The 22,024-nt window shown below is 68.8% G+C and carries 21 protein-coding genes and 1 pseudogene; 16 read left to right on the top strand and 6 right to left on the bottom strand.

All coding sequences use genetic code 11. From position 1 onward, the window contains the following. Positions 1-60 precede the first annotated feature (60 nt). A complete protein-coding gene (locus AT699_RS22830; protein ID WP_024069967.1) occupies positions 61-819 on the top strand; it encodes an alpha/beta fold hydrolase in 759 nt (252 codons plus the stop codon). Positions 820-840: 21 nt separating this feature from the next. On the opposite strand, the pseudogene bioD reads toward AT699_RS22830, so the two are convergent. From bioD to bioF, 3 genes and pseudogenes are all read right to left on the bottom strand, one after another. Then, positions 841-2,269, bottom strand: a pseudogene (gene bioD, locus AT699_RS32500) (dethiobiotin synthase). Then, complete coding sequence (locus tag AT699_RS22815; protein WP_024069964.1) at positions 2,266-2,931, bottom strand: alpha/beta fold hydrolase; 666 nt, start codon at positions 2,929-2,931, stop codon at positions 2,266-2,268. The pseudogene bioD and the gene AT699_RS22815 overlap by 4 nt, the downstream one beginning before the upstream one ends. Further along, a complete protein-coding gene (gene bioF, locus AT699_RS22810; RefSeq protein ID WP_024069963.1) occupies positions 2,931-4,115 on the bottom strand; it encodes an 8-amino-7-oxononanoate synthase in 1,185 nt (394 codons plus the stop codon). The genes AT699_RS22815 and bioF overlap by 1 nt, the downstream gene beginning before the upstream one ends. A 112-nt stretch (positions 4,116-4,227) precedes the next feature. On the opposite strand from bioF, the gene AT699_RS22805 reads away from it, so the two are divergent. The 10 genes from AT699_RS22805 (at position 4,228) to AT699_RS22760 (ending at position 12,283) form a co-directional block, all read left to right on the top strand. After that, on the top strand, positions 4,228-5,496 hold the full coding sequence (locus tag AT699_RS22805; RefSeq protein ID WP_024069962.1) for an adenosylmethionine--8-amino-7-oxononanoate transaminase: 1,269 nt from the start codon (positions 4,228-4,230) through the stop codon (positions 5,494-5,496). 89 nt (positions 5,497-5,585) lie between these two features. Then, positions 5,586-6,560 (top strand): P-type ATPase, encoded by a 975-nt coding sequence (locus AT699_RS22800; protein ID WP_006387525.1) that lies wholly within the window; start codon positions 5,586-5,588, stop codon positions 6,558-6,560. After that, positions 6,557-6,718, top strand: a complete 162-nt coding sequence (ccoS, locus tag AT699_RS22795; RefSeq protein ID WP_006387526.1) for a cbb3-type cytochrome oxidase assembly protein CcoS — start codon at positions 6,557-6,559, stop codon at positions 6,716-6,718. The genes AT699_RS22800 and ccoS overlap by 4 nt, the downstream gene beginning before the upstream one ends. Before the next feature lie 147 nt (positions 6,719-6,865). Continuing rightward, positions 6,866-8,350, top strand: coding sequence for a cytochrome-c oxidase, cbb3-type subunit I (ccoN, locus tag AT699_RS22790; protein ID WP_006387527.1), 1,485 nt, complete (start codon positions 6,866-6,868; stop codon positions 8,348-8,350). Between the two features lie 10 nt (positions 8,351-8,360). Beyond that, positions 8,361-9,086: a cytochrome-c oxidase, cbb3-type subunit II gene (gene ccoO / locus AT699_RS22785; protein ID WP_020929012.1), complete on the top strand. Its 726-nt coding sequence runs from the start codon at positions 8,361-8,363 to the stop codon at positions 9,084-9,086. Continuing rightward, the gene (locus tag AT699_RS22780; RefSeq protein ID WP_026382338.1) at positions 9,086-9,262 is read left to right on the top strand and encodes a cbb3-type cytochrome oxidase subunit 3; all 177 of its coding nucleotides are present in this window, start codon (positions 9,086-9,088) and stop codon (positions 9,260-9,262) included. The genes ccoO and AT699_RS22780 overlap by 1 nt, the downstream gene beginning before the upstream one ends. Then, positions 9,259-10,209, top strand: coding sequence for a cytochrome-c oxidase, cbb3-type subunit III (gene ccoP, locus AT699_RS22775; protein WP_006387530.1), 951 nt, complete (start codon positions 9,259-9,261; stop codon positions 10,207-10,209). The genes AT699_RS22780 and ccoP overlap by 4 nt, the downstream gene beginning before the upstream one ends. A gap of 68 nt (positions 10,210-10,277) precedes the next feature. Further along, a complete protein-coding gene (ccoG, locus tag AT699_RS22770; RefSeq protein WP_058207469.1) occupies positions 10,278-11,768 on the top strand; it encodes a cytochrome c oxidase accessory protein CcoG in 1,491 nt (496 codons plus the stop codon). Between the two features lie 22 nt (positions 11,769-11,790). Further along, entirely contained in the window at positions 11,791-12,027 is a 237-nt protein-coding gene (locus AT699_RS22765; protein WP_024069960.1) for a FixH family protein, read from the top strand. Positions 12,028-12,046: 19 nt separating this feature from the next. Then, positions 12,047-12,283 carry a hypothetical protein gene (locus AT699_RS22760; RefSeq protein WP_026383281.1) on the top strand — a complete coding sequence of 79 codons (237 nt, stop codon included), beginning with the start codon at positions 12,047-12,049 and terminating at the stop codon, positions 12,281-12,283. A 417-nt stretch (positions 12,284-12,700) separates the two neighbouring features. On the opposite strand, the gene AT699_RS22755 is transcribed toward AT699_RS22760, so the two are convergent. Beyond that, a complete protein-coding gene (locus tag AT699_RS22755) occupies positions 12,701-13,627 on the bottom strand; it encodes a LysR family transcriptional regulator (protein WP_006387534.1) in 927 nt (308 codons plus the stop codon). 120 nt (positions 13,628-13,747) lie between these two features. Between AT699_RS22755 and AT699_RS22750 the strand changes: the two genes are divergently transcribed. The 4 genes from AT699_RS22750 to AT699_RS22735 are packed head-to-tail and all read left to right on the top strand — an operon-like array spanning position 13,748 to position 17,943. Further along, a complete protein-coding gene (locus tag AT699_RS22750) occupies positions 13,748-14,722 on the top strand; it encodes a Bug family tripartite tricarboxylate transporter substrate binding protein (protein ID WP_024069959.1) in 975 nt (324 codons plus the stop codon). Between the two features lie 7 nt (positions 14,723-14,729). After that, positions 14,730-15,773 (top strand): 4-hydroxythreonine-4-phosphate dehydrogenase PdxA, encoded by a 1,044-nt coding sequence (locus AT699_RS22745; protein WP_024069958.1) that lies wholly within the window; start codon positions 14,730-14,732, stop codon positions 15,771-15,773. A 56-nt stretch (positions 15,774-15,829) separates the two neighbouring features. Then, the gene (locus AT699_RS22740) at positions 15,830-17,002 is read left to right on the top strand and encodes an L-rhamnonate dehydratase (RefSeq protein WP_024069957.1); all 1,173 of its coding nucleotides are present in this window, start codon (positions 15,830-15,832) and stop codon (positions 17,000-17,002) included. Positions 17,003-17,007: 5 nt separating this feature from the next. Beyond that, a complete protein-coding gene (locus tag AT699_RS22735; protein WP_054444319.1) occupies positions 17,008-17,943 on the top strand; it encodes a dihydrodipicolinate synthase family protein in 936 nt (311 codons plus the stop codon). 27 nt (positions 17,944-17,970) lie between these two features. Here AT699_RS22735 and AT699_RS22730 read toward each other — a convergent pair whose 3' ends face one another. Then, positions 17,971-19,254, bottom strand: a complete 1,284-nt coding sequence (locus AT699_RS22730) for a phospholipase A (RefSeq protein ID WP_020929003.1) — start codon at positions 19,252-19,254, stop codon at positions 17,971-17,973. A gap of 245 nt (positions 19,255-19,499) precedes the next feature. Continuing rightward, positions 19,500-21,002 (bottom strand): L-piperidine-6-carboxylate dehydrogenase, encoded by a 1,503-nt coding sequence (amaB, locus tag AT699_RS22725; RefSeq protein WP_024069955.1) that lies wholly within the window; start codon positions 21,000-21,002, stop codon positions 19,500-19,502. 124 nt (positions 21,003-21,126) lie between these two features. Between amaB and AT699_RS22720 the strand changes: the two genes are divergently transcribed. Continuing rightward, on the top strand, positions 21,127-21,882 hold the full coding sequence (locus tag AT699_RS22720) for an amino acid ABC transporter ATP-binding protein (RefSeq protein ID WP_006387541.1): 756 nt from the start codon (positions 21,127-21,129) through the stop codon (positions 21,880-21,882). The last annotated feature ends 142 nt before the right edge of the window (positions 21,883-22,024 follow it).

Here is a 22,024-nt window from a genome sequence, read left to right as displayed (position 1 = left end):
GCCATTGTCCCTCGCGTTCGCTGCCCTGGGGCGGCGCATCGCCACACTCCAGGAGCCGACATGGCCAACACTTTCCATCGCGTGGGCCACGGCCCGCATCCCGTCATCGTGCTGCACGGCTGGTTCGGCGACGCGCGCGCCTTCGAGCCGATCGAACCCTGGCTGTCGGGCGCGGACTTCAGCTACGTCTTCATGGACTACCGCGGCTACGGCGGCATGCGCGAGGCGGCCGGCGAACATTCGATCGACGAGATCGCCGCCGACGCGCTGGCGCTGGCCGACGCGTTGGGGTTCGAGCGCTTCAGCCTGGTGGGCCATTCGATGGGCGGCATGGCGATCGAGCGGGTCGCGGCGCTGGCGGCTGAGCGGGTGCGCGCGCTGGTGCCGGTGGCCCCGGTGCCATGCGGCGGCATCGCCATGGCGCCGGTCACGCGCGCGCTGTTCGACGGCGCGGCCGCGGACCTGGCCGCGCGTCGCGCCATCATCGATCGCAGCACCGGCGGGCGCCTGCCGGCGGCATGGGTGGCGTGGAAGGCCGACTATTCCGCCGCGCATTCGTCGGCCGCCGCGTTCGCCGCGTACCTGCCCGCGTGGGTTGGCACCGATTTCAGCGACCGCATCGACGGCCGCCATCCGGTGCTGGCCCTGGTGGGCGAGCACGATCCGGTGTTCACGCCGGCGCTGATGGCCGCGACCTATGCGCGGCGCTATCCGCGCACGACGATCGAGGTGCTGGGCAATGCCGGGCACTATCCGATGAATGAAACGCCGCTCGCGCTGGCGGCGGCCATCGAGCGCTTCCTGCGCGCCGCGGACTGAGCGCGGCGGCGCCCGAGGCCGTCAATCCGCGGCGCGCATCGCCGCCAGGCATTCCGCCAGCGGCGGCACGGTGCGCGCCAGCGCCTCGACGGCTGCCGCATCGACCCGTTCCAGCGGCGGGATCTCGGCCAGCACGCGCACGTTGCCGAAGCGTTCGATCGCCTCGCGGTTGCCGGCCGACAGCGGGCCGCTCATGATCACGCCCAGCACCGGGATGGCGCGGCGGCGCAAGGCTTCCAGGCTCAAAAGCGTGTGGTTGATGGTGCCCAGGCCGCTGCGCGCGGCCAGCACCACCGGCATGCCCAGGCGCGCGATCAGGTCGATCATCATGTGGCTGTCGTCGATCGGCACGTACAGACCGCCGGCGCCTTCGACGATCAGCGGCGCCGTGGTGGCCGGCGGCACGATGGCGGTGGCGTCGATCACGGCGTCTTCCAGCGGCGCGGCGGCCCACGGCGACAGCGGCGCCTGCAGCACGTAGGCCGGCAGGTGCAGGCGTTCGGGCGGCAGTTGCGCCAGGCGCGCGACGGTGTCGGTGTCGCCCGGTTCCTCGGCCACGCCGGTCTGCACCGGCTTCCAGTAGTCGGCCTGCCAGGCGCGCGCCAGGATGGCCGAGACCAGGGTCTTGCCGATGCCGGTGTCGGTGCCGGTGACGAAAACGCCGTGGGCGGGGGAGTCAGTCATGTTTCTTCCAGATTCCGTAGGCCAGGTGATAGGTCACCGTGGCGCCTTGTTGGTCGAACTGCGCCAGCACCCGCCGCAGCGCGGCCGGACCCAGCGGGGCGGTGCCGGGCGCGGGCGTGGTGGCGCCGATGCCCTTGAGCGCCTTGAGGAAATGCAGGCCGTCAGGATGATCTTGTATCAGCCGTTCGCTGTGCACGCCACCGGCCAGATTGCCCATGGTCGGACGGATGGCGGCGGCGGGCGGATAGGTCGGGGTGGCCGCGGCCAGGCCGAGCGCGCGGTGGGCGGCGCGCCATTCCTCGAACGTGCCGTCGGCCAGCGTGGCCACCGCCAGGTGGCCGCCGGGCGCGAGCAGCGCTGCCAACCGTCCCAGTCCGGCGTTCAGGTCGCCGAACCATTGCACCGCCAGGCTGGAGCAGATCAGGTCGTAGCCGCCCGGCAGGCTGTCGGGGCGCTCGCCGTCCAGCACCTGGTAGCGCGCGTTGCCGGGCAGCGCCGGTCCCTGCCGCGCCCGCGTCAGCATGGCGGGCGAAATGTCGGTCACGGTCCAGTCCGCGGGGCCCAGCCGGGCGGCCAGCGCCTGGGTCAGCAGGCCGGTGCCGCAGCCGATCTCCAGGATGCGCGGACGCGGCGGCAGCGGCAGCCGCCCGATCGCGTCGGCCAGCTGCTGGGCGGTGATGCGTTGGGCCGGGGCGTGTTCGTCGTAGCGGGCGGCGGCGGCGCCGAAGCGCGCGCCGACCCGGGCATTGCGGGGTACGGCGCTCATGCGGCGGGCGCCACGCGGGCCAGGAAGGCGCGGATGCGTTGCGCGCACCAGTCGGGATCGGTCAGCGGCAAGAGGTGGCCGCCGCCGTCGCGCCAGTGCAGTTCGGCCGCGGCGCCGAAGCCCGCCGTCGTCATGGCCGCGGGCGCGATCGGATCGGCCGTGCCCGCCAGCGCCAGCAGCGGCATCGGCAGCGTCGCCAGCGCGGCCCGTTGGTCGGCGTCGCGCAGGATGCCCAGGTCGCGCGCCAGCGGTTCGACCTGGGGGACGCCGATGGCGCTGGTGTCGCCGCAGCGCTGGCGGAAATCGCGCAGCACGGTTTCGGGCTGCGTCGCCAGCCGGTTCAGCATGCGGTCCAGCATGCGCGCCGGGACGCCTTCGGGGAAGTCGTCGGCCGCGCCGAAGCGGGCAAAGCCGTTGATCGCTATCAGGCCCACACAGGCGGGCGGCGGCTCGCCCAGCAGGCGCAGCGCGCCCAGCGAGTGGCCGATGGCCAGTACCGGGCCGTCGGGCGCGGGCGTGTGGGGCGGGCCGAAATAGCCGGCGTCGGCCACGGCCTGCGGCCAGTCGGCCAGCGCGGCGGCCAGTGGCGCCCAGAACGTGGCGTCGAAGGCCCAGCCGTGCGCGAACAGCAGGGTGGGGCGCAGGGAATCGGCGGCCGGCATCAGGCGAGCGCGGCCGTCAGGCCGTCTATCAAGCGATCGATATCGGCGTCGCGGTGCGCCGCGCTCAGGGCGATGCGCAGGCGGCTGGTTCCGGCCGGCACCGTGGGCGGGCGGATCGCCACGGCCAGCAGGCCGCGCTGCTCCAACGTTGCCGCCAGCGCCAGGGCGCGGCCCTCGTCGCCGACGATGGCGGGCACGATCTGGGTCGACGAGTCGCCGCTGTCCAGCCCCAGGCTGCGCAGCGCGACGCGCAGCCGCTCGCCCGAGGCCGCCAGCCGGGCGCGCTCGGCGTCCAGCGTCGGCACCAGGTCCAGGGCGGCGTCCATGGCGCCCAGCACCGCGGGCGGCAGGGCGGTGGTGTAGATGAAACCCGAACAGGCGTTGACCAGGTAGTCGCAGAGCGCGCGCGAGCCGGCCACGTAGGCGCCGAAGCCGCCCAGCGCCTTGCTGAAGGTGCCCATGGTCAGGTCGATGCCGCCCGGCGCCAGCCCGGCCAGCCCCATGCCGCCCGGTCCCAGCACGCCGGTGGCGTGGGCTTCGTCCAGGTAGACGAAGGCCTGGTAGCGCTCGGCCAGCGCCGCCAGCCGCGCCACGTCGGTGCGGTCGCCGTCCATGCTGAAGACGCTTTCGGTGATGATGAAGCGCGCGGCGGGCGCGGCCGATGGCCCGGCGCGCGCCGCCAGCAGCGCTTCGAGGTGGTCCAGGTCGTTGTGGCGGAAGCGGATCTGCCGCACGCCGGCTGCCTGGCAGCCGTGATGCAGGCTGGCATGGTTGAGCTTGTCGGCGTAGACCTGCACTTCGCCCTGGCCGGCGGCCGCGCGCAGCAGGGCCGGCAGCACGGCGGCATTGGCCTGCCAGCCGGAGGCCAGCAGCAGCGCGGCCTCGGTGCCTTTCAGGCGCGCCAGCTTGGCCTCGACCTGCTCGTGCAGGTCGAGATTGCCGCACACCAGCCGCGAGGCCTGCGCGCCGGCGCCATGGCGGGCGGCCCATTCGCGCGAGCGCTCGATCAGCAGCGGGTGCTTGGACAGGCCCAGGTAGTCGTTGCTGGAGAAGTTCAGCGCCGGGACGCCGTCCAATGCGATGCGGCCGGCGGGCGCGGCGGTGGCCGTGCGCAGCCGGCGCCGCACGCGGCGCGATTCGGCTTGCGCCAGTTCGGAAGAAAAGAGGGGATCCAGCTTGGACATGACGATTTCCTGCGGCGGCCGGCGGCGGGAGCCCCGCCAGAGGACCGCGGCCGCAAAGCGCGCCGTCAGGCCCCCGGCCGTAGAATGCGAGCCATTGTAGTGGAGGTGAAACATGCAGACCCCTGACTGGATGGCGCGGGGCCAGCGGCATATCTGGCTGCCGTACGCCCAGATGAAGACGGCCACGCCGCCGCTGCCGGTGGTGCGCAGCCATGGCAGCCGCCTGGAGCTGGCCGACGGTCGCCAATTGATCGACGGCGTGGCGTCCTGGTGGACCGCCTGCCACGGCTACAACCATCCGCACATCGCCCGGGCGCTGCGCGAGCAGCTGGACGCCATGCCGCACGTCATGTTCGGCGGCCTGACCCACGAGCCCGCGCTGACCCTGGCCCGGCGCCTGGCCGGCCTGCTGGGGCCGGGGCTGGACCGGGTGTTCTATACGGATTCCGGCTCGGTGGCGGTGGAAGTGGCCATGAAGATGGCGGTGCAGTTCTGGCTCAACCAGGGCGAACGCGGCCGCAGCCGCTTCCTGGCGTTCCGTGGCGGCTACCACGGGGACACCCTGGGCACCATGGCGGTATGCGATCCAGACGAGGGCATGCACAGCCTGTTCCGCGGCATGCTGGCCGAGCACGACATCGTCGATTTGCCGCGCGACGATGCCGCCATGGCGCGCCTGGACGCTTTCCTGGAAACCCGCGGGCCGCAACTGGCCGGCATCCTGGTCGAGCCGCTGGTGCAGGGCGCCGGTGGCATGCTGCTGCACGAGCCGGAGGTGCTGCGGCGCCTGCGTCAGCTGGCCGACCGCCATGGCCTGCTGCTGATCTTCGACGAGATCTTCACCGGCTTCGGCCGCACCGGCACGATGTTCGCGTTCGAGCAGGCCGGCGCGCGTCCCGACATCATCACGCTGTCCAAGGCCCTGACCGGCGGCACCTTGCCGCTGGCGGCCACCGTGGCCAGCAGCCGGGTGTTCGACGCCTTCTGGTCGGACGATCCGTCCCATGCCCTGATGCACGGCCCCACCTTCATGGGCAACGCGATGGCCTGCGCCGCCGCCAATGCCTCGCTCGACCTGTTCGAAAGCGAACCGCGGCTGGCCCAGGCGCAGGCGCTGTCGGTTGCGCTGGCGCGGGGCCTGGCGCCATGCCGCGAGTTGCCGTGGGTGCGCGACGTGCGGGTGCTGGGCGCGATCGGCGTGGTCGAGCTGGATCGCATCGAGGACCGCGAAGCCCTGAAACGGCGCCTGGTCGAGGCCGGGGTCTGGGTGCGGCCGTTCGGCAACGTGGTCTACCTGACGCCGGCCCTGACCATCGCGGCGGACGAACTGGATACCTTGATGCGGGCGGTGGTGGCGGTGTTGCGCGCGCAACGGCCCTGAGCCGGCGGCCGGCCGCGCGCGGGCAAACCGTCCGAGCCGGCTTGATCCAGGTCAAGGCGCGCCCCGGTGGCGCTGGGTAGCATCGGCGCATGCGAGCAAAATCCATTTTCGCCGTTCCTCCGACCCTGCCCGACGCCGACCGCCAGCAGCGCCGGCACGCGCTGGTGCGCCTGTCGCTGGCGTGGCTGGCGATGATGCAGGTGATGATGTTCGCCTGGCCGGGCTACCTGCGCCATGACGGCATCCCCAGGGACGCCCTGGAAACGCTGGACTGGGCCATCGTGCTGATGAACTGGGCCAGCCTGGCCCTGACCGTGCCGGTGGTGCTGTATTCGGCCTGGCCGATCTGGCGCCACGCCGGCGCCAACCTGCGCCAGGGCCGCGCCGGCATGGACGTGCCGGTGGCGCTGGGCATCGTCGCCGCCTTCGTCCCCAGCGTGCATGCCACCTATACGGGCCGCGGCGAGGTGTATTTCGATTCGGTCACCATGTTCGTCGCCTTCCTGCTGACGGCGCGCTACCTGGAACTGTGCGCCCGGCAGTCGTTCGGCGGCTCGACGGGCGGCCAACGGCATGCCCGGGTCGAGGCGCAGCGCCTGCTGCTGGGCGCCGGCGCCGACCGGCTGGCCTCGCGCTTCGTCATGGCGCAAGTGGCGCTGGCGCTGGGGGCGGCGGCCGCCTGGGCCTATATCGATCCGGCCCACAGCCTTCCCGTCATGGTCGCGCTGCTGGTGATGAGCTGTCCCTGCGCCATGTCGATGGCGGTGCCCACCGCCATGGCGTCGGCCCATTCGGCGCTGGCGGCCCATCCGTCAATGCCCGACGCGGCACTGGACGCGTTGCTGGCCCAGGCGCAGCGCAAGGCGCGCCAGAACCTGCATGGTTCCCTGGTCTGGCACCTGCTGATGACGCCGCTGGCGCTGGTCGGCTGGGTCACGCCCTGGCTGGCGGCGATCACCATGCTGGTGTCGTCGCTGGCGGTTGCCTACAACTCGTGGCGGCTGTCGCGGCGCGACTGGTCCGGCCGCGCGGCGCCCGGCGGCGCGCTGGAAGCCGCGCCATGACCATTCTCTATCTTCTCCTGCCCCTGTCCCTGCTGTTCGTGCTGGTCATCGGCGTGTCGTTGTGGTGGGCCGTTTTCAATGGCCAATATGACGATACCGACAACGCCGGCGCCGCCATCCTGCGCGACGACGACGGCGGCCAGCCCTCGCGGGACTGACGGCCGCCGTGCCCTGGACGTTGCGCGGCCGCTGCGGGTTCCCCTGCACGACCAGTAGGGTTTGATTCACATCAACCCCGGATCGTGTCCGACCCCCCATCATTGAAACCTGGAGCTACTTGTTTCTTTTTGTTTGGGGGAAGGGTGATGAACGATTGCGCCGCAATCGCAAGCAAGGCCGACACCTTCAACTATCGGATCGTGAGGCAGTTCGCGCTCATGACCGTGGTCTGGGGCATCGTCGGCATGGCTGTGGGCGTTTTTCTCGCCGCGCAGCTGGTTTGGCCTCAGTTGAATTTCGACACCGCCTGGCTCAGCTACGGCCGCCTGCGCCCGCTGCACACCAACGCCGTGATCTTCGCCTTCGGCGGCAGCGCGCTGTTCGCGACCTCGTACTACGTGGTCCAGCGCACCTGTCAGACCCGCATTTTCTGTGACCGGCTGGCCGCGTTCACCTTCTGGGGCTGGCAGGCGGTCATCGTCGCGGCCGCCATCACCTTGCCGCTGGGCTACACCAGCAGCAAGGAATACGCCGAACTCGAATGGCCCATCGACATCCTGATCACGCTGGTCTGGGTGGCCTACGCCATCGTGTTCTTCGGCACCATCATCAAGCGTCGGTCCAAGCACATCTACGTGGCCAACTGGTTCTTCGGCTCGTACATCCTGACCATCGCCATCCTGCACATCTTCAACAACATCGAGATGCCGGTGACGCTGTGGAAGTCGTACTCCGCCTATTCCGGGGTGCAGGACGCCATGGTGCAGTGGTGGTACGGCCACAACGCGGTGGGCTTCTTCCTGACCACCAGCTTCCTGGGCATGATGTATTACTTCGTGCCCAAGCAGGCCGGACGCCCCATCTATTCGTATCGCCTGTCGATCGTCCACTTCTGGGCGCTGGCCTTCACCTACATGTGGGCCGGTCCGCACCACCTGCTGTACACCTCGCTGCCCGACTGGACCCAGTCGCTGGGCATGACGTTCTCGCTGATCCTGCTGGCGCCGTCGTGGGGCGGCATGATCAACGGCATCATGACGCTGCAGGGCGCCTGGTACAAGCTGCGCACCGATCCGATCCTGAAGTTCATGGTGACGGCGCTGTCGTTCTACGGCATGTCCACGTTCGAAGGCTCGATGATGTCGATCCGCACCGTGAACGCGCTGTCGCACTACACCGACTGGACCATCGGCCACGTGCACTCGGGCGCGCTGGGCTGGGTCGCGATGATCTCGTTCGGCTCGCTCTACTACCTGATCCCGCGCCTGTATGGCCGCGAAAAGATGTACAGCGTCAAGGCCATCGAACTGCACTTCTGGATCGCCACCATCGGCGTGGTGCTGTACATCGCCGCGATGTGGATCGCCGGGGTGCAGCAGGGCCTGATGTGGCGCGACACGGCAGCCGACGGCACGCTGGTGTACAGCTTCGTCGAAGAGCTCAAGACGCGCCTGCCGTATTACCTGATCCGGCTGCTGGGCGGCACGCTGTTCCTGTCGGGTGTCTTTGTCATGGCGTGGAACGTGTGGAAGACGGTGAGCGGCGCGCAAGCGATCAATCCCCCCATTCCGCAAGACGATCCCCACGCCGCCCGCACGCCGGCCATCGCCGCCGCGCCGGCCACTGTTTGACGAGGACATCATGGCCAACAAGCAACAAGGCTTTTTCTCCCACCAGACGCTCGAAAAGAACATCGGCTGGATGATCATCGCCAGCATCCTGGTGGTGTCGTTCGCCGGCCTGGTGCAGATCGTGCCGCTGTTTTTCCAGCACAGCACCACGCAGCCGGTGGCGGGGGTCGAACCCTACAGCCCGCTGCGCCTGATGGGGCGCGACGTCTACATCCGCGAAGGCTGTGTCGGCTGCCACTCGCAGCAGGTGCGCCTGCTGGCGGCCGAAGTGCAGCGCTACGGTTCGTATTCGCTGGCCTCGGAGTCGGTGTTCGACCATCCGTTCCTGTGGGGCTCCAAGCGCACCGGCCCGGACCTGGCGCGCGTGGGCGAACGCTATTCCGACGACTGGCATCGCATCCACCTGCGCGATCCGCGCAAGGTGGTGCCCGAGTCCAACATGCCGGCCTATCCGTGGCTGGAAAAGACGGTGATCACCGGCCAGAACGTCGAGCAGCGCATGCGCGCGCTGCGCGCCCTGGGCGTGCCGTATACAGACGAAGAGATCGCCGCCGCGCCCAAGGCCATCGAAGGCAAGACCGAAGAGGACGCGCTGGTGGCCTATCTGCAAGGGCTGGGCGTGGGCGTGCGCAAGGCGCAGCAGGCCAAAAAGGCGGAAGAGGCCAGGAAGGCCGAAGAAGCCAGGAAGGCGGCGCAGCCCGCCGCCGCCGCGCAACCCGCGGCCACGGGAGGCTGATCATGGCTTACTTGAGCGCAATCGTCACCGCCATCTCGATGGCAACCTTTTTCGGCATTGTCTGGTGGGCCTGCTCGCGCGGCCGCCAGGGCGCCAACAGCGAATCGGCGATGCTGCCGTTCGCGCTGCCCGATGAATTCGGGCCGGTACAACAAGATGGAGCGGATCGGTCATGAGCGATTTCGTCAATGGCTTCTGGGGGTATTTCATCTCGATCGTCGCGGTCGGCGGCGTGGTGTGGTGCGTGTGGCTGCTGTATACGCAGCGTCGTTGGCTCAAGACCAAGCCGGCCAATGGCCAGGTGGAAGACACCGGCCACGTCTGGGATGGCGACCTGACCGAACTGAACAATCCGGTGCCTGGCTGGTGGACCTGGATGTACCTGCTGGCCTGCGCGTTCGCGCTGGGTTACCTGTTCTTCATGCCGGGCCTGGGTTCGTACAAGGGCCAGCTGGGCTACAGCAGTGCCAACGAGGTGGCGCAGCAGCAGGCCAAAATGGCCGAGGCCGTGCGCCCGATCTACGCGCGTTTCGAGACCATGACGGTGCCGCAGATCGCCGCGGATCCGGGCGCCCGTGAAATCGGCCAGCGCCTGTTCCTGAACACCTGCTCGCAGTGCCACGGTTCCGACGCCAAGGGCGGCCCCAGCTTTCCCAATCTGACCGACACGGACTGGCTGCATGGCGGCTCGCCCGAAGCCATCATGCAGACCATCACCAATGGCCGCATCGGCGTGATGCCGCCCTGGAAGGCCGCCATCGATCCCAAGACCGCCGGTGACATCGCCCAGTACGTGCGTTCGCTGTCGGGACTGACGGCCGATCCGGTGCGGGTGTTCCGCGGCCAGCGCGAGTTCGCCAACTTCTGCGTCGCCTGTCACGGTGTCGACGGCAAGGGCAACCAGGCCCTGGGCGCGCCCAACCTGACGGACGACGTCTGGCTGTATGGCAGCTCGGAAGCCACCATCGTCAAGACGATCCTGGATGGCCGCGAGAACCGCATGCCGGCGCACGGCGACATCCTGACCCCGGAACAGATCAAGATCCTGACGGCCTGGGTCTGGGGCCTGTCGAACAAGCCCGACGCGCAAGCGCAGCCGGCCACGACCGCCGCGGCCAAATAGGCGGCGCATAGGTGGGGCGCCGCGACGGCGGCCCCCATATCACATGGACTTACAGCACGGAGCAGCAAATGGATGATGGGTCAACCGCAAGCGTCAGCAGCTCGCCTGGCGGCGACCCGCCACCCTGGCGGCCGCACGTGCGGCCGCCCCGGCCCGGCCAGGAGACGCTGGAGCAGACCCTGGCCGGCGTGCGCAGCAAGATCTATCCGCGCTCGGTCAGCGGCATCTTCGCGCGCTGGCGCATTGCCTTCGTCTTTCTCACGCAGCTGATCTTCTACGGCCTGCCCTGGCTGCAATGGAACGGTCGCCAGGCCGTGCTGTTCGACCTGGGTGCGCGCAAGTTCTACCTGTTCGGCCTGGTGCTGTGGCCCCAGGACGTGGTCTACCTGGCAGTGCTGCTGGTGATCTCGGCGCTGGCGCTGTTCCTGTTCACTGCGGTGGCCGGCCGGTTGTTCTGCGGCTACGCCTGTCCGCAGACGGTCTACACCGAGATCTTCATGTGGATCGAGCGCAAGGTCGAAGGCGACCGCGTCGCCCGCATCCGCCTGGACGAGTCGCCCTGGACCTGGCGCAAGGCGCGCCTGAAGGTCACCAAGCACTTCCTGTGGATCGCGCTGGCCTGGTGGACCGGCTCGACCTTCATCGGCTACTTCGCGCCGATCCGCGAACTGGGCCACGAGCTGTTCGCGCTGCAGCTTGGGCCGTGGCAATGGTTCTGGATGCTGTTCTACGGCTTCGCCACCTGGGGCAATGCCGGCTTCATGCGCGAGTCGGTCTGCAAGTACATGTGCCCGTACGCGCGCTTCCAGAGCGTGATGGTCGACCCCGACACCTTCGTGGTGACCTACGACAAGCGCCGCGGCGATCCGCGCGGCGGCCGCTCGCGCAAGGTCGACCACAAGGCCGCAGGGCTGGGCGACTGCGTCGATTGCAGCCTGTGCGTGCAGGTGTGCCCGACCGGCATCGACATCCGCGACGGGCTGCAATACATGTGCATCGGCTGCGGCGCCTGTATCGACGCCTGCGAGCAGGTGATGGACAAGATGCAGTACCCGTCCGGGCTGATCCGCTACACCTCGGAGCGGGCGATGCTGGAAGGGCTGTCGACCCAGAGCGCGCGCTCGCACCTGCTGCGCCCGCGCGTGCTGATCTACGGCACGCTGATCCTGGGGCTGGCGGTGGCATTCGTGGTGTCGCTGACGTTGCGCAACCCGCTGCGGGTGGACGTGATCCGCGATCGCGGCGTGCTGGGGCGCGAGGTGGCCGGCGGCATGATCGAGAACGTGTATCGGCTGCAGATCATCAACACTTCGGACTCGCCGCTGCGCTTGCGGCTGTCGGCCGACGGCATGCCCGGACTGGCGGTGCGCGCCGGGCAGGGCGAGTCGGACGTGGTGGATGTCGAGGCGGCGGCCAACAAGCTGGTGCCGATGGTGATCCGCGCGCCGGCCGGGGCCGAGCCGGGCGCGCACCCGATCACGCTGCGGGCCCGCGCCCACGATCAAGAGAACCGGCCGGTCGAAACCGACGAAGCCGCGAGTTTTTATGTCCCCGAGTGATTCCGAACCAAGGATGCCAACGATGAATACTGTCCATCTTGCCGCGCCGATGCCGGCGAAACCCTGGTACCGCGAGTTCTGGCCGTGGTTCCTGATGGCCGGGCCGTTCCTGGCGGTGATCGGCTGTGCCATCACGATCTACCTGGCCTATACGCAGTTCGGCAACCAGCCGATCCAGGAAGGCGTGGTCAAGCGCGGACTGGTGATCGAGCAGGTGGAGCCGCTGCCGACGCCGCCGGCCGCGGTCGGCGTCCGTTGATGATTTCCGGAGGCGCGCCATGGGGTTGAGGTCGTTGATGTGGATACTGTGGCCGTCGTTCCTGGCGGCGGCCGTGGGCAGCGCGATTGTCTTTGCGTTGATCGACCCGTTGGATGTGGCGGTGTTCGGATATGTGCCGACGGGGCGGGTGGGGTTCTATACCGTGTCGTTCTTTCTGCTTTGGGGGATGGCGGGGGCGTCGAGTGCGTTGACGGCTTATTTGATGCCTAAGGTGGAGGAGGATCCGGATCTTTAGGTCCGTTCTTTTTTTGGGGGCTTTGTTGGGGACGTGGTTGTGGGCGCGCTTCGTAGGTCGCCCCTCGCGGCGGGCGATGAGGCGGCGGGCGCCCACGATTGCGGTCCGGAGCGTTCGCTCCGGACTTCCCCTTCGTCATCTTCGTCCAGGCCTGCGGCCTTCCCTTCAGATTCCCTCGGGCGCATCGAGGTTGCCCGCCGCCCCATCGCCCGCCGCGAGGGGCTGCGAGCGTCTTGGAGCGTCGCGTTGTCAGACCGGCGGGGGCATGGAGAGGTTTGCGGGGCCCGCCCCAGGTCGGCCGCGCGGGCGGCCTTTTGGGGCTTACGCGGGGTCTTGCGTCGGGGCGGTGTTGGGGTGTTGGCGGCTGGTGGGGCTGCGCCGGGGGCTGGTGGCATTTGCCCTGGGTGTCTTGTGCGTTTATTCCGTGTCGTGCAGCAGGTCCACGAAGTGCCTGGCGGGCGCGCTTAGCGGGCGGTCCTTGGGGATGATGCTGCCGAAGGCGGTCAGGGTGTGCTGGAGTTGGTAGGGGATGATGGCGAGCAGGCCGTGGCGGGCGTAGCGGCTGGCGACGGAGTCGGGGATGACCCCCAGCATGTCGGACTTCATGGCCAGGTTGGTGGTGGTGAGGATCGAGGCGGACTCGATCAGGCCCTTGGGCAGGGGCGTGTCGTGGGCGCGGAATTCCTGTTCCAGGACGTCGCGCATGGGACTGCCGTGGGGTTGCAGGATCCAGGGGTAGGCCTGCAGCGCGTCGAAGGTGATGCGCTTGCGGCGTGTCAGGGGGTGATCGACCGCGGCGATGACGGAGAGGGCCTCGTCGCCGATGGGGCGGAAGACGTAATGGCGTTCGGACAGGGTCAGCATGCGGCCGATGACGACGTCGAGCCTGCCCTCGTTCAGCCGTTCGATCAGCAGGTCGCTGGTGCCGGTGGAGATCTCCACGGCCAGTAGCGGGTAGGTCTGCTTCAGGCGCAGCAGGGCGTCGGTCAGGTGGCCCGGCGAGGCGGCCATGATGCTGCCGATGAACAGTTTGCCGGCGCTGCCCAGGCGCAGTTCTTCCAGTTCCCGCGCCAGCGATGACACCGTGCCGCGCATGCCGCGGAAATACTCCATCACGCATTCCCCGGCGGCGGTCAGCGCCAGGCCGCGGCCGACGCGCTCGAACAGCGCTTGGCCGATGGCCAGTTCCAGTTCGTGCAGCATCTTGCTGGCAGCGGACTGCGTCATGTTGAGCTGGGTGGCGGCAGCCCGCAGGGTGCCGCGTTCTTCGATGGCCAACAGCAGCACGATCTGCCGCATGCGCAGCCGCGAGAGCAGCGCGGGGACGTTCGGGACGCGTTCCATGATTGATCGCCTGTGGTGAACGGTTGGTGCAAAAGTTTCATTTTACGGAAACAGCGGTTGTTTCTAAGATGCAGGCATAACAAAGCCCGCTACGGGCCATAAGCCCCCAAGGAGACAACCATGAAGACTCGGCTTTATGCCGCATTGGCGGCGGGCGTGCTGTGCCTGTCCGCCGCCGTATCCGCCCAGGCGCAGAGCGCCGACTGGCCGACCCGGCCGCTGCGCCTGCTGGTGGGCTCGGCCCCCGGCGGCGGCACCGACGCCATGGCGCGCGCCGTGGCCGACAAGCTCGGGCCGATGCTCAAGCAGACCGTGGTGGTGGAGAACAAGCCGGGCGCGTCCAACACGCTGGCGGCGGACCTGGCGGCCAAATCGGGCGACGGCCACACCATGGTGATGGGCGTATCCACCGCGCATGCGATCGCGCCGCACCTGCTCAAGCTGGGCTACGACAACGACCGCGACCTGACCCCGGTGGTGTTCGTGGGCGCGGTGCCGAACATCCTGGTGGTCAACAACCAATTGCCGGCCAAGTCGGTGCAAGAGCTGATCGCGCTGCTCAAGCGCAAGCCGGGTGAATACAACTTCGCCAGCAGCGGTTCGGGCAGCACCCAGCACATCGCCGCCGAACTGTTCAAGGACGCCACCGGCGTGCAGATGACCCATATTCCCTATCGCGGCAGCGGCCCGGCCATGGTCGACCTGATGGGCGGCCAGGTGCAGATCGCCTTCGAGACCGCGTCGTCCGTCATTCCGCACATCAAGAGCGGCAAGGTGCGCGCGCTGGCGGTGCTGAGTGCCAAGCGCAATCCGCAGCTGCCCGATGTGCCGACCATGGCCGAAGCCGGCGTCAGCGGCGTCGAGATGAGCGCCTGGTACGGCATCTACATGCCCGGCAACACGCCGGCGGCGGTGCAGCGGCGCGTGCATGACTCGGTCAATGCGGTGCTGGCCATGCCCGAGACCCAGACGCGCCTGCAGGCCATCGGCGCCGACATCAGCCCCATGAGCCAGGCGCAGTTCGCGCAGTTCCACCAGACCGAGAACCAGCGCTACGCCGCCATCATCAAGAAGAACCATATTTCCGTGGAATGAACGCAGCATGAGCATCGAAAGCAACCCCGCCGCCAAGCCCGTCATTGCCCTGACGCTGGGCGACCCCGCCGGCATCGGCCCCGAACTGATCGCGCGCCTGCTGGCGCGGCCCGAGGCGGCGCAGCTGGCCAACATCGTGCTGGTGGGCGATGAATGGCTGTGGCGCGAGGGCCAGCGGGTGGCGGGCGTGCAGGTGGCGACGCAGGCGGTGGACGGCTTCGCCGCGGTGCGGGCGCGGCCGGATACCCGCGCGCCGGCGTGGCTGGCGATGGATACCGTGCGGCGCGAGGACGTCAACCTGGGGCAGGCGCAGGCCCCTGGCGGCGCCTCGGTGCTGCGCGTGCTGGACGCCTGCATGGACGCGGCGCTGGCCGGCCATATCGACGCCATCTGCTTCGCGCCGCTGAACAAGCACGCGATGAAGCAGGGCGGCCTGCGCCACGACGACGAACTGCACCACTTCGCGCAGTACCTGGGCGTGACCGGCTACTTCTGCGAATTCAACACGCTGGGCGAGCTGTGGACCTCGCGCGTGTCCTCGCACATTCCGCTCAAGGACGCCGCCGCCGCGCTCAGCATCGACGGCATCAAGGCCGCCACGCGGCTGATCTACCAGTCGCTGCAGGCCAACGGCGTGGCCGCGCCGCGGGTGGCGGTGGCGGCCTTCAATCCGCATGGCGGCGACGGCGGCACCTGCGGGCGCGAAGAGGTCGACATCATCGCCCCGGCCGTGCGCCAGTTGAACCAGGAAGGGCTGCCGGTGCAGGGCCCGTTCCCCGCCGACACCATCTTCCTGAAGGCGCAGACGGGCGAGTTCCAGGCCATCGTCACCATGTACCACGACCAGGGCCAGATCGCGATCAAGCTGCTGGGCTTTTCGCGCGGGGTGACGGTGCAGGGCGGCCTGCCGATCCCGATCACCACGCCGGCCCACGGCACCGCCTACGACATTGCCGGCCAGGGACGCGCCAGCGTCGACGCTACCTGGCAGGCCTTCCGCATCGCCTGCCGCATGGGCCTGTCGCATCGCGCCGCGCGCGCGGCGGCCTGAGGCGGCCGTTCTTTACCGTTCATCGCATCGTTCGACCCCTTTTCGCAGGAACCCCCATGAAGATCAAATCCGTCCGCGCCCGCGTCTTTGAATGGACCGGCAAGACCGTGCCGCCGCTAGGCAACTTCTGCTCCAACGCCATGGACCTGCTGTATTCGCCGCAGGAAACCATGAGCACCTTCCGCTTCCACGGCTGGACCGTGGTCGAGGTCGAGACCGATGACGGCATCGTCGGGCTGGGCAACGTGGCGCTGGCGCCGCGGGTGGCCAAGGCCATCATCGACCAGTACCTGGCGCCGCTGGTGATCGGCCAGGACCCGTGGGACTACGAGTACCTGTGGCAGCGCATGTACCGCGCCACCCACGCCTGGGGCCGCAAGGGCGTGACCATGGCGGCGATCTCGGGCGTGGACCTGGCGATCTGGGACATCCTGGGCAAATCGGTCGGCAAGCCGGTCTTCAAGCTGCTGGGCGGACGCACCAAGGAGAAGATTCCGGTCTATTACTCCAAGCTGTACCGCACCGACCTGAAGGCCATGCAGGAAGAGGCCCAGACCTATCTGGACCAGGGTTTCACGGCGTTCAAGATGCGCTTCGGCTACGGCCCGGCGCACCTGCAGCGCGGCGTGGCGGAGAACCTGAAATCGGTCGAGGCGGTGCGCGAGGTGATCGGCTACGACACCGACCTGATGCTCGAATGCTACATGGGCTGGAACCTGGAGTACGCCAAGCGCATGCTGCCCAAGCTGGAGAAGTTCGAGCCGCGCTGGCTGGAAGAACCGGTGATCGCCGACGACATCGACGGCTACGCCGAACTGAACCAGCTGACCTCGATCCCGATCTCGGGCGGCGAGCACGAGTTCTCGCTGTATGGCTTCAAGCAGCTGCTGGACCGCAAGGCGGTGTCGGTGGTGCAGTACGACACCAACCGCGTCGGCGGCATCACCGCCGCGCACAAGATCAACGCCCTGTGCGAGGCCTACAGCGTGCCGGTCATCCCGCACGCCGGCCAGATGCACAACTACCACCTGACCATGAGCACGCTGGCCTCGCCCATGAGCGAGTATTTCCCGATGTTCGACGTGGAAGTGGGCAACGAGCTGTTCTACTACATCTTCAACGGCGAGCCGGTGGCCAGGGAAGGCTTCATCGACCTGGACGACAACAAGCCGGGGCTGGGCCTGAGCCTGAAGACCGAATACCTGAAAGACTTCAACATCATCGAGTGAGCGCCATGACCACGACGACTGTGCCGGCGCCGCGCTATCGCGGCATTTTTCCGGTGGTGCCCACCATCTTCACCGAGTCGGGCGAGCTGGACCTGCCGGGCCAGAAGCGCGCGGCCGATTTCATGATCGACTGCGGCGTCGACGGCCTGTGCATCCTGGCCAACTTCTCCGAGCAGTTCTCGCTGTCGGACGACGAGCGCGAAGTGCTGACGTGCACCTTGCTGGAACACGTGGCCGGCCGGGTGCCGGTGATCGTCACCACCACGCACTACGGCACCCAGGTGTGCGCGGCGCGCAGCCGCCGGGCGCAGGCGCAGGGCGCGGCCATGGTGATGATCATGCCGCCGTACCACGGCGCCACCCTCCGCGTTGCCGAGGAACAGGTGGTCGGGTTCTTCCAGCAGGTGTCGGACGCCATCGACATCCCCATCATGATCCAGGACGCGCCGGTGGCCGGCACGCCGCTGCCCGCCGCGCTGCTGGCGCGCATGGCGCGCGACATCGCCCAGGTGTCGTACTTCAAGATCGAGACCGCCGGCGCGGCCAGCAAGCTGCGCGACCTGATCGCGCTGGGCGGCGCGGCGGTGGAAGGGCCGTGGGACGGCGAAGAGGCCATCACGCTGCTGCCGGACCTGGATGCCGGCGCCACCGGGTCCATGACGGGCGGCGGCTTCGCCGACGGCATCCGGCCGATCATCGAGGCACACCGAGCAGGCCGCGCCGACGAGGCCTACCGCCTGTACGAACGCTGGCTGCCGCTGATCAACTACGAGAATCGCCAGGGCGGCATCCTGACCGCCAAGGCCTTGATGAAGGCGGGCGGCGTGATCGCCTGCGACGCGCCGCGCCATCCATTTCCGGCCATGCGGCCGGAAGTGCGGCAGGGCCTGCTGGACGTGGCGCGGCGGCTGGATCCGCTGGTGCTGCGCTGGGGGCGCTAGGACGCCAGGCCGACGCCGGCCTGCGCGTCAAGGCACCAGCGACAAGCCGATGCGGAACTGCGATTCGTTGCGCTGGTTGTAGCCCAGCAGCGTTTCGCCGTAGCCGTTGAAATACTGCAGGTGCAGGTAGCCGTTCATGTTGAGCCAGGTGCGCTGCAGCGGCCAGGCGAAATCGAGCTGCGTGGTGCGGCGGCGCTGGTCGCCCTGGCGGTACATGGCCGAGACCACCGCGCCGTTGTCCTGCGCCCAGCGCAGGTTCCAGTCGACGCGGCCGGCGTAGTCGGCGTAGTCGGAGTTCTCGCTGGCGACGCCGAAATAGGCCTTGACCTTGGGCGCGAAGGTCAGCGTGCTGCCGCCGTCGAAACGGTAGTTGAACTGCGGCTGGATGTAGGCGTCGTTGACCGAGCGCGAGTCGTCGCCGGCCTTGCCGTTGGAGTTGTGTTCGACGCCGGTGTTCAGCCCCAGGCGCCAGCTTTGGCTTTCCGACTGCCACATGTTGTCCGACAGCCAGAACAGGCTGGGGTTGAAGGTGGTGTCGATGAAGGGCATGGAATCGCCCTGCAGGTCCCACAGCGAGGTCTGGGTATAGCCCAGGTAGAAGTTCTCGCCCCAGGTCGCGGGCCGGTTGCCGGACGGGCTGAACAGGCGGTACTTGGCGCTGATCTGGAAGCGCGCGGTGGTCTGGCCGCGGGTGCCGATGTCGAAGTACACCGGCTTGTATTCCGAGATCGCGCTGCGGAAATGATCGAAGGCCGATTGCTGGTAGGACGAGACGGCCACGGTGTCCGGCGCCGGGCCGCCTTCGGGCGATGCGCCGGCCGCCGTGACCACGGCCGGCGGCACCGGCTGGCCTGTGCGCGGATCGACCACCGGGACGGGAGCGGGCGTGCTGGCCAGCGTGCCGCTGTCGCGGCCGGTGGCGTCCAGCGCCATCATGGCCGGCTGGCCCTCGATGGAAATAGCCTGCAGGCCGCGGGCGCTGGCGGGCACTTCGGCGCTCCAGGCCATGCGCGCGAAATTGTTGACCGGCACGCTGTAGCTGGCCTTGCCGCCTTGCAGCTTGGCCAGGCTGCGCACGATCTGGCCGTCCTGGCCGCGCCATTGCAGCACCAGTTCGGGCGGCGCCTCCCAAGTGGCGCGGGCGTTGCCTTCGTTGAAGTACACCGCTTCGATGGTGACGGTGTCGCCGGGGGCGGCCGAAGGACGGTCGAGCCGGTAGGACACGCCGGCGGTGGCGGTGCCGGCCAGGCCCAGCGCCAGGGCGGCGACCAGGGTGCGCGGGGGAAGGGCGATGCGTCGGGACGAAGTCATGGGAGGCGGGTGGTATCTGTGACGATGCAATGTAGCATCGGCCCGGCCTACATTTTGTAAGTCGGGCTTATCGGATGTAGGACTTGCAACATGGGCGCGGTAGCGTGGTCGCGCCGCCGGCCGCGTCCCGCGTGTCCGCGGGACCCGCTGGCGCGCGGCTGGCGGCCGATATCGGCGCCCCGCAAGGCAGGATGCCCCGCGCATCAGCGACGATGCGCGGGGCCTCTTGCCCTATGGCTGGCGGCTTACTCGCCGAACTTGATGCCCTGCGCCAGCGGCAGGTTGCGCGAGTAGTTGATGGTGTTGGTGGCGCGGCGCATGTAGTTGCGCCAGGCGTCCGAGCCCGATTCGCGGCCGCCGCCCGTTTCCTTTTCACCGCCGAAGGCGCCGCCGATCTCGGCGCCCGAGGTGCCGATGTTGACGTTGGCGATGCCGCAGTCCGAGCCCGCCGCCGACAGGAAAGTCTCGGCCTCGCGCAGGTCATTGGTGAAGATGGCCGACGACAGGCCTTGCGGCACGCCGTTCTGCAGCGCCAGCGCCTGGTTGAAATCGCTGTAGCGCATCACGTACAGGATCGGCGCGAAGGTCTCGTGGCAGACCACGTCGGTCTGGCCGGGCATTTCGGCGATGGCGGGGCGCACGTACCAGGCGTCCGGGTACTGGTCGGCCAGCACGCGTTCGCCACCCGTGACCTTGCCGCCCTGTTCACCGGCGGCCTTGAGCGCGGCCTGCATGGCGTCGAACGAGGCGCGGTCGATCAGCGGTCCGACCAGGTTCTTGCCGTCCAGCGGGTTGCCGATGGGCGCGCTGGCGTAGGCCTTGTGCAAGCGTTGCAGCAGATCGTCGGCCACGCTTTCGTGCACGATCAGGCGGCGCGTGGTGGTGCAGCGCTGGCCGGCGGTGCCGATGGCGCCGAACACGATGCCGCGCGCCGCCATGTCGAGGTCGGCGGTGGGGCCGACGATGATGGCGTTGTTGCCGCCCAGTTCCAGCAGCACGCGGCCGAAGCGCTGCGCCACGCGCGGGCCGACCTGGCGGCCCATGCGGGTCGAGCCGGTCGCCGACACCAGCGCCACGGCGTGCGAATCCACCAGCGCCTCGCCGACGTCGCGGCCGCCGATCAGCACTTCCGACAGGCCGGCCGGCGCATCGCCGAAACGCTGCAAAGCCTGCGCGAACAGCGCCTGGCAGGCCAGCGCGGTCAGCGGCGTTTTTTCCGACGGCTTCCAGACCACGGCGTTGCCGCACACCAGCGCCAGCGCCGCGTTCCAGGACCACACCGCCACCGGGAAGTTGAAGGCGCTGATGACGCCCACCACGCCCAGCGGATGCCAGGTTTCCATCATGCGGTGGCCGGGGCGCTCGGAAGCGATGGTCAGGCCGTACAACTGGCGCGACAGGCCCACGGCGAAGTCGCAGATGTCGATCATTTCCTGGACCTCGCCTTCGCCCTCGGCCAGGATCTTGCCGGCTTCCAGGCTGACCAGGCGGCCCAGTTCGCGCTTGTGCTGGCGCAGCACTTCGCCGAACAGGCGCAGCAGTTCGCCGCGGCGCGGCGCCGGCACGTCGCGCCAGGCCAGGCTGGCCTGGCGGGCGCGAGTGATGGCCGCGTGGGCCTGCGCCACCGTATGTTCATGGACCTGGGCCAGCTCGGCGCCGTCGATCGGGCTGCGGGCGACGAGCGTGCCTCCGGTCAGGGTCGCGGGGTTGAGGCCGAGTGCGCGCAGGATGTCTTGGGGCGTGTCCATACCGGTTCCTTGGAGATGCCGGCGAAGGCGGGCCTTCGCTTAAGGGTTATGCCTAAGTGGCGATTCTGGAAATAAATTTACTATACGAAACTCCAGCGCGAAATGCGAAACCTTTTTGAAGGCCATGCTCGTGTCCGAACCCCTGCTCGTAGTCGAGGCGGTCACCAAGACCTACCAGCGCGACGGCCAGCCCGATCACCTGGCGCTGGACGGCATTGACTGCCGGCTCGACCGCGGCGAGGTGCTGGTGGTGGTGGGGCCGTCGGGCTCGGGCAAGAGCACCTTCCTGCGCACCCTCAATGGCCTGGAGCGCATCGACAGCGGCACCATCCGCGTCGACGGCGTGTCGCTGACCGACCCGGCCACCGACGTCAACCGCTGGCGCACCGACGTGGGCATGGTGTTCCAGCACTTCAACCTGTTCCAGCACCGCACCGCGCTCGACAACGTGGCGTTGCCGCAGCGCGTGGTGCGCGGGCGCGACCGCGCCCAGGCCGAACGCTACGCGCTTGAATTGCTGGACCGGGTCGGCATGGCCGACTTCGGCCCGCGCTATCCCAGCCAGTTATCCGGCGGCCAGCAGCAGCGCGTGGCGATCGCCCGCGCCCTGGCGATGGACCCGAAACTGATGCTGTTCGACGAAGCCACCTCGGCGCTCGACCCCGAGACCGTCGGCGGCATCCTGGAACTGATGCGCGCCCTGGCGCGCGACGGCATGACCATGGCGGTGGTGACGCACGAGATGGGCTTTGCCCGCGACGTGGGCGACCGCGCCCTGTTCATGGACGCCGGCCGCATCGTCGAATCCGGCACTCCGGCCGAGGTCTTCGGCCAGCCGAAAGAGGCGCGCACCCGCGCCTTCCTGGAAAAGATTCTGTAGCGGGCGCGCCGCGCCGTTGGCGCCGGGCCCGCATTGCCGTTGGTTATTTGCGCATCACGCAGTCTTCGCAGCAAGCAGGGCCGGCCCGGCCTGACCGGGCGCCGCCGGCACCAGGTGTACGCCCGGAACGACACACGTCTTT

Source organism: Achromobacter xylosoxidans (assembly GCF_001457475.1).
Classification (GTDB): domain Bacteria; phylum Pseudomonadota; class Gammaproteobacteria; order Burkholderiales; family Burkholderiaceae_B; genus Achromobacter; species Achromobacter xylosoxidans.
This window is presented reverse-complemented; position numbering and strand designations above follow the sequence as displayed.